At 48.7% G+C, this 17,907-nt stretch carries 19 protein-coding genes; 9 read left to right on the top strand and 10 right to left on the bottom strand.

All coding sequences use genetic code 11. The features are described from left to right. The first annotated feature begins 330 nt into the window (after positions 1–330). A complete protein-coding gene (locus THEAE_RS23585; RefSeq protein ID WP_028987898.1) occupies positions 331–585 on the top strand; it encodes a hypothetical protein in 255 nt (84 codons plus the stop codon). 562 nt (positions 586–1,147) lie between these two features. On the opposite strand, the gene THEAE_RS23580 is transcribed toward THEAE_RS23585, so the two are convergent. Next, complete coding sequence (locus THEAE_RS23580; protein WP_245605564.1) at positions 1,148–1,321, bottom strand: hypothetical protein; 174 nt, start codon at positions 1,319–1,321, stop codon at positions 1,148–1,150. A 211-nt stretch (positions 1,322–1,532) separates the two neighbouring features. Here THEAE_RS23580 and THEAE_RS0113930 point away from each other — a divergent pair, with 211 nt between their 5' ends. The 6 genes from THEAE_RS0113930 (at position 1,533) to THEAE_RS0113905 (ending at position 8,102) form a co-directional block, all read left to right on the top strand. Continuing rightward, a complete protein-coding gene (locus THEAE_RS0113930) occupies positions 1,533–4,256 on the top strand; it encodes an MBL fold metallo-hydrolase (protein ID WP_028987896.1) in 2,724 nt (907 codons plus the stop codon). Between the two features lie 353 nt (positions 4,257–4,609). Then, positions 4,610–5,041, top strand: coding sequence for a BlaI/MecI/CopY family transcriptional regulator (locus THEAE_RS0113925; protein ID WP_028987895.1), 432 nt, complete (start codon positions 4,610–4,612; stop codon positions 5,039–5,041). Next, entirely contained in the window at positions 5,038–5,898 is an 861-nt protein-coding gene (locus THEAE_RS0113920) for a M56 family metallopeptidase (protein WP_028987894.1), read from the top strand. Before THEAE_RS0113925 ends, THEAE_RS0113920 begins: the two co-directional genes overlap by 4 nt. Before the next feature lie 143 nt (positions 5,899–6,041). Beyond that, positions 6,042–6,785, top strand: a complete 744-nt coding sequence (locus tag THEAE_RS0113915) for an urease accessory protein UreH domain-containing protein (protein ID WP_028987893.1) — start codon at positions 6,042–6,044, stop codon at positions 6,783–6,785. A 15-nt stretch (positions 6,786–6,800) separates the two neighbouring features. Continuing rightward, complete coding sequence (locus THEAE_RS21075) at positions 6,801–7,313, top strand: TlpA family protein disulfide reductase (protein ID WP_039944470.1); 513 nt, start codon at positions 6,801–6,803, stop codon at positions 7,311–7,313. Positions 7,314–7,325: 12 nt separating this feature from the next. Continuing rightward, a complete protein-coding gene (locus THEAE_RS0113905) occupies positions 7,326–8,102 on the top strand; it encodes a prolipoprotein diacylglyceryl transferase (RefSeq protein ID WP_028987892.1) in 777 nt (258 codons plus the stop codon). Here THEAE_RS0113905 and THEAE_RS0113900 read toward each other — a convergent pair. Genes THEAE_RS0113900 through THEAE_RS0113890 form a run of 3 tightly spaced genes read right to left on the bottom strand, consistent with a single transcriptional unit; the run spans position 8,072 to position 10,649 of the window. Continuing rightward, on the bottom strand, positions 8,072–9,292 hold the full coding sequence (locus THEAE_RS0113900) for a sensor histidine kinase (protein ID WP_028987891.1): 1,221 nt from the start codon (positions 9,290–9,292) through the stop codon (positions 8,072–8,074). The two genes, THEAE_RS0113905 and THEAE_RS0113900, sit on opposite strands and share 31 nt — an antisense overlap. Continuing rightward, on the bottom strand, positions 9,289–9,984 hold the full coding sequence (locus THEAE_RS0113895) for a response regulator transcription factor (RefSeq protein ID WP_028987890.1): 696 nt from the start codon (positions 9,982–9,984) through the stop codon (positions 9,289–9,291). Before THEAE_RS0113895 ends, THEAE_RS0113900 begins: the two co-directional genes overlap by 4 nt. A gap of 47 nt (positions 9,985–10,031) precedes the next feature. Further along, complete coding sequence (locus THEAE_RS0113890) at positions 10,032–10,649, bottom strand: hypothetical protein (protein WP_028987889.1); 618 nt, start codon at positions 10,647–10,649, stop codon at positions 10,032–10,034. A gap of 341 nt (positions 10,650–10,990) precedes the next feature. Between THEAE_RS0113890 and THEAE_RS0113885 the strand changes: the two genes are divergently transcribed. Both THEAE_RS0113885 and THEAE_RS23715 read left to right on the top strand, forming a co-directional pair. After that, positions 10,991–11,608, top strand: coding sequence for an NAD(P)/FAD-dependent oxidoreductase (locus THEAE_RS0113885; protein ID WP_028987888.1), 618 nt, complete (start codon positions 10,991–10,993; stop codon positions 11,606–11,608). 40 nt (positions 11,609–11,648) lie between these two features. Beyond that, entirely contained in the window at positions 11,649–11,777 is a 129-nt protein-coding gene (locus tag THEAE_RS23715) for a hypothetical protein (RefSeq protein WP_281169579.1), read from the top strand. Between the two features lie 160 nt (positions 11,778–11,937). On the opposite strand, the gene THEAE_RS0113875 is transcribed toward THEAE_RS23715, so the two are convergent. Genes THEAE_RS0113875 through THEAE_RS0113850 form a run of 6 tightly spaced genes read right to left on the bottom strand, consistent with a single transcriptional unit; the run spans position 11,938 to position 17,905 of the window. Then, on the bottom strand, positions 11,938–12,684 hold the full coding sequence (locus THEAE_RS0113875) for an MBL fold metallo-hydrolase (RefSeq protein ID WP_342665760.1): 747 nt from the start codon (positions 12,682–12,684) through the stop codon (positions 11,938–11,940). A 4-nt stretch (positions 12,685–12,688) separates the two neighbouring features. Further along, positions 12,689–13,501: an ABC transporter ATP-binding protein gene (locus tag THEAE_RS21070; RefSeq protein WP_039945242.1), complete on the bottom strand. Its 813-nt coding sequence runs from the start codon at positions 13,499–13,501 to the stop codon at positions 12,689–12,691. A gap of 2 nt (positions 13,502–13,503) precedes the next feature. After that, positions 13,504–14,532 (bottom strand): ABC transporter ATP-binding protein, encoded by a 1,029-nt coding sequence (locus THEAE_RS21065; protein WP_052330031.1) that lies wholly within the window; start codon positions 14,530–14,532, stop codon positions 13,504–13,506. An 11-nt stretch (positions 14,533–14,543) separates the two neighbouring features. Continuing rightward, complete coding sequence (locus THEAE_RS0113860) at positions 14,544–15,329, bottom strand: ABC transporter permease (protein ID WP_028987886.1); 786 nt, start codon at positions 15,327–15,329, stop codon at positions 14,544–14,546. Next, complete coding sequence (locus tag THEAE_RS0113855; RefSeq protein ID WP_052330029.1) at positions 15,326–16,291, bottom strand: ABC transporter permease; 966 nt, start codon at positions 16,289–16,291, stop codon at positions 15,326–15,328. Before THEAE_RS0113855 ends, THEAE_RS0113860 begins: the two co-directional genes overlap by 4 nt. A gap of 39 nt (positions 16,292–16,330) precedes the next feature. Continuing rightward, a complete protein-coding gene (locus THEAE_RS0113850; protein ID WP_028987884.1) occupies positions 16,331–17,905 on the bottom strand; it encodes an ABC transporter substrate-binding protein in 1,575 nt (524 codons plus the stop codon). Between the last annotated feature and the right edge of the window lie 2 nt (positions 17,906–17,907).

Raw genomic sequence — 17,907 nt, 5'->3', positions numbered from 1 at the left:
CACGGTTAGGGCGTAGGTCGCGGATGTCATTGCGAAACTCGGTGAGAGCCAAAGTTCGTAGCGTTGTATATGAAGAACAATCCAAAAGAGAACAAGAAGAATCTCATTGAGAGCCCTGAATGCATCCGGTTCCGCGAAAGAACATGGAGCTTGCTGCAGCCAATGCGGTCAACCGATTTGGGCGATTGGAACCGCTGTTGCAGGATGGCATTCATGCGTTACTTGTTTGACGGGCGAAGCTGACGATTCTGTTGATTATGAAATCGATAAAGTTTGTTGAAACGAGCCTTGCGATTTGGAATTCTCGTAAAGGGAATGAAGCTTGCATGAATGACTATATTCGGTTTACTCAAGCGGCATAGGAGTTTTGTCAATAAAGCGAAAAATCTGGCCTCGGTCCAGGAAGTTGTTCAGTGCGGGTCGATGGTAGTCGGGGATCGCCATCCCGGCGACGTTGATCGGGCGGTCGCTTTGTTTAATCTGGACGAGCTTCCGCAACTTGCGCCGGTTTTGTCGGCAAATCTCATCCACCACCCCTGGATGTCGGGAGAAGCGATGGTTCGGCCGCATGGGGATCGGCTTTGAGGAAGATGTCGACGATGATGAACGGGAAGAGAGAGTTGCTCTATGAAGATGATCGTGGATGCAATATGGCGCGGAAGAACAAGCAACGGTGCGGTTGAGTACGTGCACGGGAACTGATGTGGCTGTCGGGGTCGGGTCTAAGTTCGGAGGGTACGGATCCGATCGATGGGGAAGTGCCCGAACCGTTTTTTATTTTTTAAATGGATATGACATCGAGGAAACTGTGTGAGGTGTGCTGATCGCTGAGAGATCATAATCTAGTAAAAATCTACCGCACCAGCCAACGATAATCCTGTCTGCAATCAACGATATCATCAACGTACACTATCAGATCTTTGGTCTGATACAAAATCAAATACCATTTCTCTACAAACATCTTATGATATTTATTCGGTGGGATAAATTCCGCCTCCAGAAATGGAAAACGCTCCGGCATTTGGTGCAGAGAACGGATAGCATCCATCAGGTCGTTTTTTACCTTGCGGATGGCGGGGGACTTTTCTGCGCCAGAAAAGGGACATGGCCCGCCAGCATCTGACGGGCACGGTCGGAAACCATCACCCTATATTGAGGTTTCTTTTCCATGCTCCACCTCATCAATGATGCTTTCCAGATAGCTGTTCAGTTCGTCCGGCGTAACTCCGGCACGCCCTGCCAATCGATCTTCCTCGACGGCTAATAGTTCTTCCCGCAACTTCAGCATTTTTTCACGGCGGGTAAACGCCTCTATATCCATGACGACAAGATCTCCTTCGCCGTTTTTGGTAAGAAAAACAGGTTCTCCGGTCGATTTACACAAAGCCGTGTCCGTCCGCGATTTCGTTCTACGAACCAGCGGCCTCCACGGCCCGGGCAAGGGAGATGCGTTTATGGTATACTTTGATGAGGATCACGTATCTTCGCAGACAATGGGGTAGTAAGTAAGTGAATAAAGGGTGAATCGCACGATGAAGGTAAGTATTTTAGGCGGAGGGAACGAGGTAGGAGCATCCTGCGTCCATGTAGAGATCGCGGGCACGAGTCTCATCATTGATGCGGGGATGAGGGTGCATGGGGATGATTTGCTCCCGGCATTAGGCATGCTGGCTGATTTTAATGAGCCGGAGGCGATTCTTGTTACCCATGCGCATGCAGACCACATTGGTGCTCTGCCAATCGTCCATACCCTATATCCCAATGTCCCCATCTATGCCACGCCGCCGACGATCGATTTAATGAAAATCATGATGAAAGATTCGTATAAAATCTTAGAACAGCGCAGCAGAGAGACGAATACGCTCCCTCCCTATACGGAGGAGCAAGTGTCGACGCTGTTGAACGCACTCCTCTTTTTCCCTGCAAGCGGAGTGTTGAAGGTGGGCAATCTGAACATCACCAGCTTCCGCGCAGGACACATCTTAGGAGCCGTCATGTTCCTCATTGAGGGAGAAGGGGAGAAGCTCCTCATCACCGGTGATATAAGCTTTAAAGCAGGGCGGACGATCCCAGGCGCTAAGGTCCCTCATCAAATAAACCCAGATGTACTCATCATTGAAGCAACGTATGGGAATCGCGCCCATTTGGATCGCCATACGGAGGAAAGCCGCCTGGCAAAAGATGTGGCGGATGTTGTTGCGAGCGGCGGTTTTGCCCTCATTCCTGCCTTTGCCTTGGGAAGGGCGCAGGAGGTGCTGCTCATTTTGCAGGACTACATGGAAAAGGGGCTTATTCCGGAATTTCCCATCTATGTAGATGGACTCGTCACCCCCGTAAGCCACATCTATAACCAATACCCCCACTATCTTAAAGGGCCTGTTGCCTATCGAATCAAAAATCATGGCGATGTATTTTTGACAGAAGGGCGCTGTAAAGCGGTCAATCCGAAGGAACGGGAAGAGGTACTCAAAGGCAAACCGGCATGCATCGTTGCTTCATCCGGGATGCTGATCGGCGGGGCAAGTTCCTGGTATGCCGAAAGGCTCCTTCACGATGAAAAGAATGCGATTTTCATCACGGGTTATCAGGATGAGGAGAGCCCCGGGAGAAAACTTCTCCATATTGCCGAAGGGATCGAAGATCATCTTGAACTGGGTGGGATAAGTTATGAGGTGAAATGCCGTGTTGCGAAGTATGGTCTTTCCGCCCATGCCGACGCCCAAGAATTAACGCGTTTTATTCAGGTGGTCAATCCCACCTATACATTGCTGGTTCATGGCGACGACGAAGCAAGAACTAAGCTGCAAGGACTTGTCGACCCTAAGCATCATCCCATCTTGGCGGAGAATGGAGAATCTTACCCATTTGAGCGGCGCAGATCTGGAAAGGGGATTGTCGGAAAACGATACACCTCACAAAGGGATCCCTCTCTGCAGGAGAAGGTAGGACAACTGTTGCTCTATGAACATAGTGAAGGCAGCGTTGGGCTGGCGATCTGTACGGGTGTCCATGAACGAACCAAAACCTTCATCTGCCAAACCTTGAGAGGGAAGCAACTGAAATTACGCATCGATCAGGTGATCGAGACACTAGGCCCCTGGAATCGTTCGATGGATGAATTGAAAGAATGGGCGGAGCCCGTTCTATCCTTTAGTCTGCCATACCTTAAGGATTTGGATTGGAGTTTATTGCCCAATCAATATGTGACGCTGAATGAGGTGATCGAAAAACTTCAACTGGAAAATTTACAGGAGAGAATAGCCGCGGCACTCGCCTTGCAAGCTCTTCCGCGGGAGAAAAAGGCAAATGATGGAGAGGGGAAAGCGCTCTACCTAATCGATGAAGAGAGCAAAAAGAGGCTCATTCATTTCGATTTATCAATTCAAGGACTGAAAATTAATCCCACCCAAGCGATGGAGCGGGTTAGACTGCTTTTGGAGGGGCATCCCCGTTATCTTCGCTGTGGGATTGATGATCCGGGTACGCCGCAAGAGAGGATAACGATTTATTTTGACTTTCCACATGCGGTTCATGATGAAGAGAGAAAAGAGATTGCACAATTGATTCATTCGGAAACAGGTTGGAACGTTGACTTCTCCCCATCTGTTCGTCAAGATCTCATGCAACATGAACTTTCGAAATTACTGGGCGGTTTAACGCAACCTCCTTCCATCCATATTCAGGAACGGAAAGTGGTCCTGCCGATGGACAGGCCGGAAAACGCCGCGATGATCGAGGCCGAGTGGAAAAAAATTACCGGATTTGAATTATTTTTTAAAGAAAAGATGCCGACCAATCGATCATTGGAGCAGGAAGCGCATTTGTACCAGGCCAAAACGCCTTCAAAGCGGCTTGAAAATAATCAGGCGATGGAAGAAGCGAAAAAGTGGGCGGACAAGCGGGGTATTACACTTTATAAAACAAGTTTAAGGCATACCGCAGACGTTACGATCATGGAGCTTCACTTCATCTCACCGGAGATCGCGATACGGCATGAAGCCGATATGGAGGAACTTTCTTACCTGATCGGTATGCCGGTTACCTTCGCCAAAACCCCGAAGCAGAATGAGATTATACGGTTGACCATGGAGTCCCTTCCTCCTCATTGGCAAGTGAAGAAAAACCCTTCCATTTTTACGGACAAGGCCGTTGTCTCCGTCAAGTTGGATTCCGTTCCTGAGGTAGAGGAAGTAACACGGATCCGTGAAAAAATCAAAGCACTGACGGGATATGAATTGGAGGTTTCATTCAAATAAGCTTAAGGCAATGTCAATGGCCATTTGAAAATGGACATTTTTGTTCGATTGAATTCGTCAACTCCCCTATGCAAAAGACTAAGCTCTCCCTTCTTTCATTCCTTTCATTCGGTCGCTCTCTCTCCGCAGGGGAAATACATGGGCGTGATGAAGTAACCGGTCATACCTCGCACTGCTGTCCATTCCGCTAAAATCTGCGTTGGATGCGGTCGGCTTGCTGAGCGAAGCATAAAATCGATTTTATGCGATCGCTTTTTTGATTTCAGGCGTACAGATGATAGACCCTGGATTGTTGTTGACTCGCTCATGTCATCTATACTACAATTAGTAGTGTAAGGGGGTGGAAAGAGATGATGAAAGTGAAGAGATTGAATATGAACGAAGAAGGACTCAATCGGTTTTTCGGTCCCCTCGAAGCCCGAATAATGGATATTCTCTGGTCCGCAAAAGGGTTGAGTATCAAGGAAGTTCAGGAAATTTTGAATAAGGAAGCCCCGATTTCGTTTAACGCGGTGATGACGGTGATGAATCGATTGCTGGAAAAAGGACATCTGCAAAAGAAAATCGTAGGAAGGGGAAGAGCACGCTCTTCTTATTACGAACCGGTGCAGACCAAAGAACAGTTTTTAAACGAACAGACCAAAGCGGTGACCTACGGGCTTATCCATGAATACGGCGATCTCGTTATTAATCATATGATCGACGCGCTGGATGAGGCTGATCCTGATTTGATCGCCAAACTTCAGGAAAAATTAAATCGGATGAAAAGCAGGAAACAGCCATGAAACCCGCTTTGAAACTCAACTTATCCTTTGGTTTCGTCATACTTTTCAGTTTATTGGTATTGTTTCAGATGGGCTTATTTGTAGCTCATCAAGTATGGGGCGTACCGATCAAATGGGATTTGTTTCAATATTGTCTCACCATTATTCAAGAGGCAAGCGTAGGGTACAATTTCATCCAGGTATTGTTAAATCTTTTGATCGCATACTCCTCCGTTCGGATCTTTTGGCGCCTCATCAAGCAATGGTACTTGACCCGTAAATGGACTCATTGGTTCCGGGAAAAAACGGACCCCAGGCTAACCAAACGGCTGAATGACAGGTACCGGAATGGGAGGATACGGTTTGTGGTGGTTGAAGACGATGGGTTTATCGCTTTAACCATGGGGCTGTTAAAGCCTCGAATCATCGTTTCGACCGGACTTTTCCGACTGTTTTCCAAACGGGAGGCGGAAGCGATTCTCCTGCATGAAATGTATCATTGCCGCCATTACGATCCGCTTAAGGCTTTTTTATTCGCCGTCATTTCAGACGGCTTCGGGTATATTCCCATTATAAAAGCCGCGGCGCTGCATTATAAAACATGGAAAGAGCTTTTGGCCGACCGCTATGCCATGCGTCAGATGGGAACCGAATATTACCTGGGGCAAGTGCTGCTGCGTATGGCGAATTGGGGAAATCGTCACAAAGTGATTGTGGGCGTTTCTTTTGCCGACGCGGCGATGAACTTTCGCATCTTGCAGGTTCTTGAACCCAACAAGCCAATTTCCATTTCTTTTTTTCGCTGGAATACGGTGATCCTGTCCGTGTGGATCTTATTCGCCATGTTAAGCATGGGGATGGGTGGGTGTTCTTCATAAACCACCTTTTTCTGCACCTGGATCACTACGAAGCGTAGTCACAATGGCAGAGTCCCGAGCGCTTCTAATTTAACGGATGCTCTTAATAGCGATCTTCCTGTTTGAACTCTTTGGCGGAATGGCGGGATTTTAGGGGGGAGGACATGTACGAATTTTTCACCAAAATCAGCAATTTTTTGAGTGGCCCGTTTGCAAATGCAGCTCATACGGATATTGCTTTTTTGGCTGCCTTGTTTTTGGGGATCGTGGGATCGGTCGCTCCCTGTCAGATTTCAGCCAACGCGGCGGCGATCGCATACTTTGGGAATCGACAGGTGCAGGCGAAGTTGTCTTGGCTGGAGACCGTGATGTATCTCCTGGGGAAAATGGCGGTTTTCAGTTTATTTGGAGCGCTGTTTTGGGCGTTTGGACGGCAGATTTCTACCGATTTTATTCCGTTGTTTTCGTGGTCGAGGAAACTCCTCGGTCCGCTGCTTGTCGTGATCGGCCTATTTCTGCTCGGTTGGATCCGATTACCGTTTCAATTTGTCGCGCGTTTTTCTTCTGCGATCCAAAGATGGTCGGAACGGAAAGGGGGCAAAAGCGGGGCCTTTTTCCTGGGTGTTGCGTTTTCAATCGGATTCTGTCCGACCATGTTTGTCTTATTTTTCGGTTCCCTTATGCCTCTCGCTCTCCAATCTTCCTACGGTGTTCTGTTGCCGTCGGTATTTGCGGTGGGGACGGCGATGCCTTTGTTGTTTATTGCCGGCCTGACCGTAGGTTTCGGATTGGACCGAGTACTCGTAAAGCGAATGAAACGTTGGGGCGGTTGGATTCAAAAAGCATCGGGTGTCTTCTTTATTCTCCTTGGAAGCAGCGATACGTTAACCTATTGGACTCTATTCTGAAGTGGAGGAAAAGCGTTGAAAAAGCAATGGATGATTTTAGTGGTCATTGTCTTTTTGGTTGTTCTGGCCATGTATCAGTCGACTTCAAAAAATCTCGAAGCGTTGCCGAAGATCGGCTATCAGGCTCCGCCGTTTGAACTGAAGGCTTTGGACGGAAAAACGTATTCGCTTGAAGGCTTGAAGGGTAAACCGGTCGTCATCAATTTTTGGGCTTCCTGGTGCGGACCGTGCAGAATTGAGGCGCCCGAGTTCGTTCGGCTTTATGAGAAATATCGCGATCAAATTGAAATCTATGCGGTAAACTTGACGTCTAGCGACAGTGTGGAGGGAGCGAAAGAATTCGCAGAAACGTTCGGGTTCCTCTTTCCTGTGTTACTAGATGAAAAAGGGAAGGTTTCGGACATTTATCAAGTAAGATCGATACCCACATCGTTTTTTGTGAAGGGTGACGGAATGATTGTAGATAAAGTGATCGGTGTGGTGGATCCGAAAACGATGGAAGATAAGTTTAGGCAGCTTATTCCTTAGGAGGGCATCTCCATGCTGGACGTTTTGCAATTCGGCTCATTGATGATTCGATTGGACTGGTTACTGATGGGAGTATCCGGCATTGCCGGTTACGGTGCACTGAAGCATGCATTGAAGAAATCCGCTTTTGCGGAACGCCCTCTTCCGGACAAATTACTTAACGCTTTCATCATCGCTTTTCTGGTTTGGAAGCTCAGCCCTCTGCTCTATGCACCCTCCCTGCTGTGGACCTTTCCACTCGGGGTTTTGATCATGCCCGGTCATACCGCGGGAGTTTGGTTGGGAGCGGGGGCAGCTTTGCTGTATATGGACAGAGCTTTGTGGACGATGAAGATTCCCAGACTCTTTTTTGCGGATTTGATGGCTCTGGGATGGGTCACAGCCATGCTGGTGTACAGCCTGTTGGACAAACAGTATGGTACGACGACCCATCTCCCCTGGGGGATCTCCCTCGAAAACCCTGACTTTCGGTACCACCCCGTTAACATCTACATTTTTCTGGTCACGCTGCCCATGTGGATTTGGTTATGGAGAAAGAGTTCGGTGTTGTTGGGCACCGGGAACATGATTCTAAATGTACTCATCTATTACGGCATGGGCCTTATGCTGGTTTCCATCTTTAAAACCAAAACGTCTGCTTTCTACGGGTTATCCCGAGAGCAAATTCTATACTTATTGATGATCACAACAGGATGGATTCTATCTGTTTTTTTTGAGAGAACGAACCGTCGCAAGGGAACGCCTGCAGTGGATTCAAATCAAGTTGAACCTGAAACGGGGAGAGATTGATCTGAAAGCATCTCAGATAGGGGAAAACGGACCGTAAAACAAGTTACTCCTTGTTTTTGATGAACATCGATCCTCCCGCCATGCTTGTGAACAACCGAGGAGGCAATCGACAATCCAAGCCCTGCGCCCATTTTGTTCTTTGTTCGGCTCCGGTCGGTTCTATAAAAGGGCTCGAAGATATACGGCATGTGCTCTGGTTCAATCCCGGCCCCCGTATTTGAGATCGATATCCATAGTTCATCTTCCTGCAGCTGACAAGAAATGATCACGTTGCCGTTCGGGCGATTGTACAGAATGGCATTTTCAACCAAATTGCTCAGGGCGCGCTGCAATAAAACTTCGTTGCCGAGCAGAACGGAGCGGCATTCATTCGAAACTTCGACGGAAACGCCGTGTTTGTCGGCCAAATTCTTGAGATCGGCAATCGTTTTATCCATGATCGCGACGATTTCTATGGGTTCTTTTTTGATTAGGTCGTCTTTCGCAAGGACGAGCAAATCGTTGATCATTCGGATCATTCGGCTTAACGTCTTGTCGAATACGTCCATCAGCCGATGATAATCCTCTGCTGTGGCCGCGCTGTCGTGTTTGACCACTTCCAGATTGGTTTGCAAAACGGTTATGGGCGTACGAAACTCATGGGCGGCATTGGAAATGAAATGCTTTTGCTGCTGAAACGAACGGTCCAACGTTTGCAGCATCGTATTGAACGCTTCCGACAAATCCTTCAATTCATCGTCCGGTCCAGCCACAGGAAGTTGAACCGACAACTGATTGGCGTTTATTTTTTTGATGCGGTCGGCCAATTGGCGCACGGGAAAGAGCGACTTTTTGGAGATATAATAAGCTCCTGCACTGCCCAGCGCCATCACCGCGAGCAAACAAACGATGGAAAACATCTGGATGCGTTTTTTAAACGTGAGAATCGAAGAGGAATAGCCAATATCCGACGCTAGCACTTCCTGCTGAATACCTGTACTGTTTCCGATGTCCACCTTTTCAATGGTGGGAAAATGCGGGTCCGGATCCGATTCCACTTGTGATTCCGTGGCCGTCACATATACTTTGGGCAGCATCATATGGATGAACACATTCATGGCAATGACCAGGAATAAACCTGCCAGGATCAATAAAAGGGCGTTCCAGAGAACCATCCGTTTCTTCAAAGTGAGTTGAAATTGGTTCCTCATGGCGCCGCATACTCCTTCAATTGCCGGTTCAGCCGATATCCGATTCCCGGAACGGTTTCCAAAAGATTGACTTCCGGCAGAAACGGTTTCACCTTGTTTCGCAGCGAAGTGATATGAACCCTTACGGCGTTTGAAAAGAGATCGGCGTTTTGATCCCACACATGCTCCAATAATTCCTCGGAGCTAATGACGCGATCGGGATGGGACAAAAAATAATGGAGGATCGCCAGCTCTTTTCGGGTCAACGACAGGAGATGACCACCGCATGTAACGGTCATGGTGACGGTATTCAATTCAACCGGACCGTAGCTTAAAACGGGGGTGCCGATGGAAATGTCGCGCCGTAACAAAGCACGGATTCTTGCCTTCAGTTCTCCAAAATGAAACGGCTTGCCCAAATAGTCGTCCGCTCCCATATTCAACCCATGAATCCGATCCTCAATCTCCGTACGGGCGGTGAGAATCAACACCCTGGTTTGCGAGGAACGTTTGCGAATGTGTTGCAACAGCTTAAGACCGTTTATTTCCGGCAGGTTTAAATCCAGCAGCACGAGATCGTAGGAATAAATCTCGGTAAGCCGGTCCCCTTCCAGGCCGTCAAATGCAACATCCACGGCGAACCCTTCTTTTTGCAGGCCTTTTTTTATGGCGTTTGCCAGATCCTCTTCGTCTTCCACAATTAATAATCTCATTTTTTCGTCACCTCAAAACGTAGTCGGGGGCATTTCACTTCATTGGATTAAATCGTGATATCTCCCGAGATTTCCGCTTCGTGTGTGTCGGTATTGTAAATGCCAACGCGGTAGTCGTCCGCCACATTCACCGTGAAAGTGACCGCGTCCGCACCGCCTGTAAAGTGAACATAATGGAACGTGTTGTCGGAGTCAATGAGTCCGACACGAAGCGCCGCATCTCTCGGAAGCCATGAGAGAGTGAGGGTGACCTCTTCTCCCCTTGTCAGATGCCACGGATTGCCATTGCTGTCGCTGATTCGGGCAAGGGTTTGACCGGGCAGTGTGATGTCGACGTGGTAGGTTGCCAGAACACCGGCCTCATCCGCTTCCGACAATTTGATCTCTTTGATGCTTTCCTTTGACAGTTGAAGGGCATGTACGGGTTTCCCATCGACGGTTACACGGCTTGACGTTTCCGCTGTATCGTCGATGACCGGTTGGACAGGTTTCTTCATAACGGTCACGGCACCGGATGACTGTTGGCTAATATCCACCGATTTGGAAATCGGATCATTCGTTTTTTCAACCGTCAATTTCGGCGCTGCAAATGTCGAAGTAACGGCTGCAATGGAGAGCATGGCAACAACCAGAACCGATGTCAGCCAAACATGTTTTCCTTTCATGATGTTCCACTCCTTCATCAAAAAATTTGCCCCCGACTACCGAGTACCATTTTAGAAGGTTACCGATTAAATTTTTGTTAAGTTTAAGCAAGGATTTGAACCTTGACAAATACAATACAGGGGTATACTATCATAAAAACAAGAAAGCCGAATCGTATGGAAAACCATTCATGATGCGGCAGACTGTTCGGCTCAGATGAGTCAAGCGGTTTGATCTTTGCGGTAAACCGTACGTTTTAATTGCTTTTATACCCTATGGAGGTATATGTAAGAGATACTTTCTGTTACAACGAGTAGACGTGTCCGTGAAGATCCTGTTATGACTGGGGAGGTTGAGAAAAATGGGCTTTGTGAAGTTCGCAGTTACTCCCGGATTTGAAGTGGGTGGAACCTTATTTAAACCGGAACACTTAGCTGTTCTAGGAACCACGGTGGGGGAAAATGCCAAAATCGAATTAACCCCATTCAAGCAGCTATATGTTGAGGTGGATGAAGTAAGAGTGGAGGAAATCAAGGAAAAGCTAAAGAATGCGGGTTTGCAAATTCACCCCGCAGGTTTTGTAACAAAGAGCCTTATTTCTTGTAATTTCTGCCGTGGTGCAGAAGAAGCCGGTTTGGATGTAGCGCGAGCGCTGGATGAAGCGATTTCCGGACATGAAGTGCCAAGTCCTCTGAAAATCGGGTTTGCCGGCTGCGCACTCGGCACGAGCGAGCCTTTGTTAAAAGATATTGGGATCGTCAAGATGAGAGACACTTATGATATTTATGTAGGTGGTGACGGCAAATCGTTGAAACCGACGCTGGGAGTATTATTCCTTTCGGGGTTAACGGAGCAACAGTTGATTCCTGTCGTGCGCAAACTCATCGAGTTGTTTCAGCAAAACGGGAAAAAGAAAGAAAAATTCTCCAAATTTGTTGAGCGCATGACCCTGGAGAAATTAAGGGAGGCTGTGAATTAACATGAAGCAGTCAAAACGGAAAAAAGAGTGAGGGAATACGATGGCTAAGGCGGGCAATATCCTTGCCGTCTTTATGCTGCTCCAAGCCCGTAAAAGAATGACGGTCATGCAGTTGGCGAATGTTGGGATAGAGCATGGACCCATGGGCTTAATCCCCCCAAATTCCTGATGCTCTACCCGATAAGGATCATAGACTTCGTCAACCATCCCATAGATCACGAGGGGATCGCAGGCCAGAGAGCGATACCTCACGGCCAGCATAATGGGGAGAAAAAAAGCCCGCTCCCCAAGGGAAGAAGGGAAGCGGGTTAGGTTTCTTGTTTCAAAAGTTAGAGGGAGAGGACCATGTCTTGCCTGGCCAAAGCAACCGGCCCGCCATACGTTTCTTTCGCCTGGGTGGCCAGGGTTTCCAGATCTCCGTAGTGGGGGAAATGGGTAAGCAGGAGGGATTTGACCCTGGCTTTGGCAGCCAATTCACCTGCTTGACCGGCGGTCAGGTGGCCGCCTACCTTACCCCATTGGTGATTATAGAGATTGGCTTCGCAAACAAGGAGGTCGGCATCCCTTGCGAATTCCACCAACGGTTCGCTCCATTCGGTATCGGCGGTATAGACCAGGCTTTTGCCGTTATGGTTGAATCTCATCGCCAGGCAGTAGACGGGGTGAGTGGTCGGGCAAAAGCTGACTTCAAATGGGCCGATCCTGATCGTCTGATCTTCCGTAATACTTACGCCCGTGGTGTACTCTGCAAAGGTTAAGGCGTTAAAGTGCCGGATGTCGTGCCGGTGTCCGTAAATCGGGAGCGGCTTTTTACGATTTCCTAACTGGTTTTGGATAAGCATGGCGTACTGCAGTACTCCCACATCGGCGATATGGTCGTGATGATAATGAGACAGGATCAAGGCATCCAAATCTTGGATCGAGCGATGTCGCTGCAGCCGGCTCACCGCCCCGCTGCCGCAATCGACAAGCAAGCGGTAACCTTCCGCTTCCAATAAGTAAGTGGATGTAGCTGAGTCGGCTTCCGGGTAGGCTCCCCAGAATCCGAGGATGGTCCATTTCAATGTTCGATTCACCTTCCTATTCGGGTATTGCTGCAAGCAATTCCTTCGTATAAGATTCTTTTGGATGATGAAATACCTCTTCCATCCTTCCTTCTTCCACGATCTCCCCATTTTTTACTACGATGACCCGGTCTGCTATGCTGCGCACTACTCCCAGATCATGAGAAATAAACAGGTAAGAAACATCGTATTTCTGCTTCAGGTCCTGAAGCAGATTCAATATGGTGGCTTGGACCGATACATCCAGGGCCGATACGGCCTCATCACAAATGATCAGTTCAGGTTTTAACGAAAGAGCCCGGGCGATGGCGACTCTTTGGCACTGTCCACCGCTCAATTGCCCCGGGAAAGCATGCGTAAAACTGGGATCAAGGCCCACATCATGGAGCAGATCATTGATGGCCGCATCTTCTTCATTCTTTGTCCGAAACATCTTTTGGATGCGCATCGGTTCCCTGATGATCTGTGCTACGGTCATTCGCGGATTGAGGGTATCATAAGGACTTTGAAAAACAAATTGCACGTTCCTCCGATAAGCTTTATACGCATCTCCGGATAACTTCTCCAACGGGACGCCTTTATAATAGACGCTATTGGCCGGGATGGACTGTAATCCGCCGATGCACTCGGCAAGGGTGGACTTTCCGCTCCCGCTTTCGCCGACCAGACCGATCGTTTCTCCCGTATAGATCGTTAGGTTCAAATCTTTTAACACCTGAAAATGTTTTTTCCGCCTGAATAACAGGCTTCCGGGAAGAGGAAAGCTTTTATGCAGGTGCTTTACTTCGATTAATTTCTCCTTATTTGTTCGCCCTGGACGTGCGTTCATGCTTACACCCCCACCAAAAGGTTTCTCTCTTCCGGTTGCGGGCCGGTTTCGCGCCGTACTTCCCATTTCAGAGGGAAGTGGCAAGCATAGAATGCTTGTTTTTCGCCTTGTGGAAGGGTCGTTGCCGTAAGCTCGGGTTCGATTTCGGCACAAATGGAACGCGCGTAGTTGCACCGTGCCGCAAAGATACACCCTTTTTTCGCTTCGGTGATGTTGGGTACGGACCCAGGGATCCCTACAAGCTGAAGGGGACCGTGCATGCGTGGCACGGCATCCAGAAGCGCCTTGGTATACGGATGCAGAGGGTGGGTTAACAGATTTTGCCGACTTCCTTTTTCTAGGAGACGCCCTCCATAGAGAACCAGTACCTGATCACAGAGATATCCGATGGTGCCGAGATCATGGCTGATCAATAGAATGGAGAGGTTCATCTCCTTCCTTAGCTTAAGGAAGAGGTCAAGAATCTGTTTTCGTATGGTAGCGTCGAGAGCGGTGGTTGGTTCATCGGCAATCAGTAGGCGGGGCTTGTTGATCACGGCAATCGCGATCATCACCCGCTGTTTCATCCCGCCGCTTAGTTCGTGGGGATAGCTCCGGTATACCCGATCCGGATCATGAATTCCCACCAGGCTTAAGGTATTCATCGCGACCCGTTTCGCCTCTTGTTCCGAACAACGATGATGGGTACGGTACGCGTCTGTCAGCTGTTTTCCGATCCGCATCACCGGATTTAAAGCGGTCATCGGATTTTGAAAGATCACGCTCAATTCTTGGCCATAAAGCCTGGACCAGGTTGTTCGGGGAGTGTGGACCAGGTTGTGGCCAAGGAAATAGATTTCGCCGGAGGCGATTCTTGCCTGACGGGGGAGAATGTTGGCTATGGCCTTCGCCGTTAAGCTTTTTCCCGAACCCGATTCCCCGATGATTCCAAGAATTTCGCCTTGTTCCAAGGTGAAGCCGATCTGTTCGACCGCCGAATGCCATCGTTTTCCCTGCAGCACTTCTATATTCAGTTGCTTTACGGTTAACATGCATCTTCCTCCTATTGCTGCAAATCCCTTAATCCGTCGCCAAGGAGATTAAAGCCCATAACGGCGATCAGAATCATCACTCCCGGAAAGACCGGATACCAGGGAGCAACGGATAAATAGTGTTGCGCTTCGTCGAGCATCCCTCCCCAACTGGGAAAAGGGGGTTGAACGCCAAGCCCGAGGAAGGATAACGCCGATTCAGCCAGAATCGCGCCGCCCATGCTCGTGGTCACCTGGACGCCAAGGCGGGGAAGGGCAGCCGGGATCATATGAATGAATAACACTCTTGCCGGGCCAGCGCCATAGGTATACGCCGCTTTCACATAGCCATAGGCGTGTGCCTCCAGGATAAAGCTATACATCAACCGGGCAAACAACGGCACATTGAAGATGGCGATGGCCAGTAAAGCGTTCGTCTCTCCTACTCCCAATGTGCTCACGATCATCAGGGCAAGAAGGAGATTGGGAAAGGCGAACAGTCCATCCATTATCAGCATTATGATCCTACTGATCCCATTGCGGGTATAGCCGGCAATAGCCCCAAGCGATGCTCCAACAAGCACGCCCAATCCCACCGCTCCGATGCTTACCATCAATGCGTAGTGTGATGCGACAATGAGGCGGCTTAAGATATCGCGCCCGTATTGGTCCGTGCCCAACCAGTGAGATAGGGAGGGGGGCTGGAACTTTTCCGCAATATTCATCTCTGTGGGACCGTAAGGTGGATGGATCCAACCGATCAACGCCATAAGAATGATCAATGCGATCAGCGTCCCGCCGGTTACGATCGATTTCATCGGGATCCATTCCTTTCTGCTTGAAGTTTAATGCGCGGATCGATCAGCGTGTAGAGTAAATCAAGCAAAAGGTTGATCAGAATCACGGTAAAGGTAAGGACGATCACCAACCCCTGAACCAGAATGAGATCGCGTTGCCGGACCGCAATGAGCAGAAGGCGGCCAAGGCCGGGCAGGGCGAATATATTTTCAATCACGATCACTCCGCCGAGCAGATTCATCACCTGAAAGCCAAGCAAGGTGATGGGGCCGATCAGACCGTTTCGCAAGGCATAGTGGGTATAACGGCGAAACCGTGACAATCCTTTCGTCCGGGCAAAGGTCATATAATCGCGATCCAAAACTTCCAGGAGAGAAGCACGGATCATGCGGATCAGAACGGCGGCTTCCGCGAGCGCTAAGGAAGAGCAGGGCAAAAGGATGCTGGTCAAATGAGGAATCAGGCCTTCGGTAATGGGAGTGTATCCGCTCGGAGGAAGGATCTTCAAATGGACGGCAAAGAACAAAATGAATAGAATACCAACCCAGAAATTGGGCGCGGCCAGTCCAATCTGAACCAACCATTGAATCATCTTATCGGCCCAAGATCCCTTTTTCACAGCGGAAATCATCCCTAACGGCAATGCGAGCAATAACGAAAGTGCGAGTGATAACAAGGTGATGGACAAGGTTAAAGGGATGCGCTCCAATATGAGCGCGGAAACCGGTTGACCATAAAGGATCGATACCCCTAAGTCTCCGTGTATCAAGTTCCAGATCCACGCACCATACCGTACATACCAGGGCTTGTCAAAACCGAGTTGAGCACGAAGCTCTTCCGCTACTTCTGGAGGAGCTTCTATGCCCAACATCAGTTGCACGGGATCACCGGGCAGCATCATCAGGACGAGAAAGGAGAAAAAAGAGACCAGAACGATTAAGAGCAGTGCCGAGCGGACACGGTGAAACCAAAAGATTCCCACAATCGGACTTCCTTTCTCCGAATAGTCATTCCTACAAACCTATTTTTCTAAATAAATGTTCGAAAGCTCAATCATATCGATCGGATAAACCTCATACCCTTGAACTAATTTCTTCATGCCAATCAGCGCATAGGGAGCTTGGATATAGACGGCGGGAACTTCCTTCGCCAATGTTTTTTGGACAAATTCATATAATTGCCTGCGCTTCTTATCATCCAGCGTGATCTTTGCCTCTTTGATCGCATTATCTACTTCCTGATTTTCATAGTTCAAGTAATTTTCTCCCGAATCGATCTGATAGCGGGACAGCATGGCATCAGGATCAAGACGGCCGGTATGGCTGATGATGGTCATGTCATAATTGCGCCCGGTGTATACATCTTGAACCCACTTGCCCCATTCAACCATTTCGATTTTCAGGTTGATGCCGATCTTCTTTAACTGGTCTGCAATGATCTGTCCGCTGTCAACATGGATCTTGTACGGTTCCGGCAAAGAAAGTTTCATCGAAAAGCCTTTTTCATACCCGGCTTCTTTTAACAGTGACTTTGCTTTATCCAGGTCGTAAGGGAGGATCTGGGTGGTATCTACATAATATGGGCTAGTCGGTGCCATATGGCTGCCTATTACCTGCCCGTATCCCCAGTTTGCGCCGTCTATCACCTGTTGTTTATTGATGGCCATGGAGATCGCCTGTCGGACGCGCACATCGTCTAAAGGTTTGCGCTTATTGTTTAAAGCAAGCACCTGGACGTTATTCATCGGACTTTCAATGACTTTTAAAGTCGGGTCATTCTTGATCTGGTCAACCTGTTCTCCGGAAATTCCCGCGATATCGATGGCTCCGGATTGAAGGTTGGCCAGCAAGGTGGTCGCTTCAGGAATGATTTGAAAGGTTACCTCATCCAAATAAGGCTTTCCTTTGACAAAATAATTTTCATTCTTCTGTAGGGTAATGCTCTGTTGCGGCACCCACTCCACCAACTTGTACGGTCCGGTGCCAATCGGATGATTTTTCATATCTGCATCCGCCTCTTTGGCAACGATGGCAGTCCAAGGCATAGCTAAAGAAGAAAGGAAAGTGGCATCGGCTTGTCCAAGGGAGAAGATCACTTTATTCTCTCCGTCTGCTTTTACTTCGATGATGTTCGCATAATCCTTAGCCCGTGGGCTCCCTTTCTCTTTTAAGCGATGAAAGGAGTAGACCACATCGTCTGCGGTCAACATCCTGCCGTTATGGAACTTTACATTCTCTTGCAACGAAAATGTCCAGGTCAATCCGTCTTCGGAGGAGTGCCACTCTTTGGCCAGCCGCGGAACCAATTCACCCTTTGGGGTGACGCCGATTAATGTGTCGAAGATGTTATTCGTCACCTGAAAGGTAGAGGCAGAGACCGTTCGATGAGGATCAAGGCCATCCACATCATTGCTTAGGGCATAGACCAATTTCCCGCCGTATTTGTTTTTTTCCTCAGTTGTCGCTTGTCCGCCGTTTTCTGTGCCGTAAGAGGGTCGGTTCGATTCCGCCGTACCCGTTGTGTTCTTTTGCCCGCAAGCTGCAAGGACAAACAACATGGCAACCATGAGAAAAATGGATAGATACTTGGATTTCATTT

The organism is Thermicanus aegyptius DSM 12793 (assembly GCF_000510645.1).
Lineage (GTDB): Bacteria > Bacillota > Bacilli > Thermicanales > Thermicanaceae > Thermicanus > Thermicanus aegyptius.
This window is presented reverse-complemented; position numbering and strand designations above follow the sequence as displayed.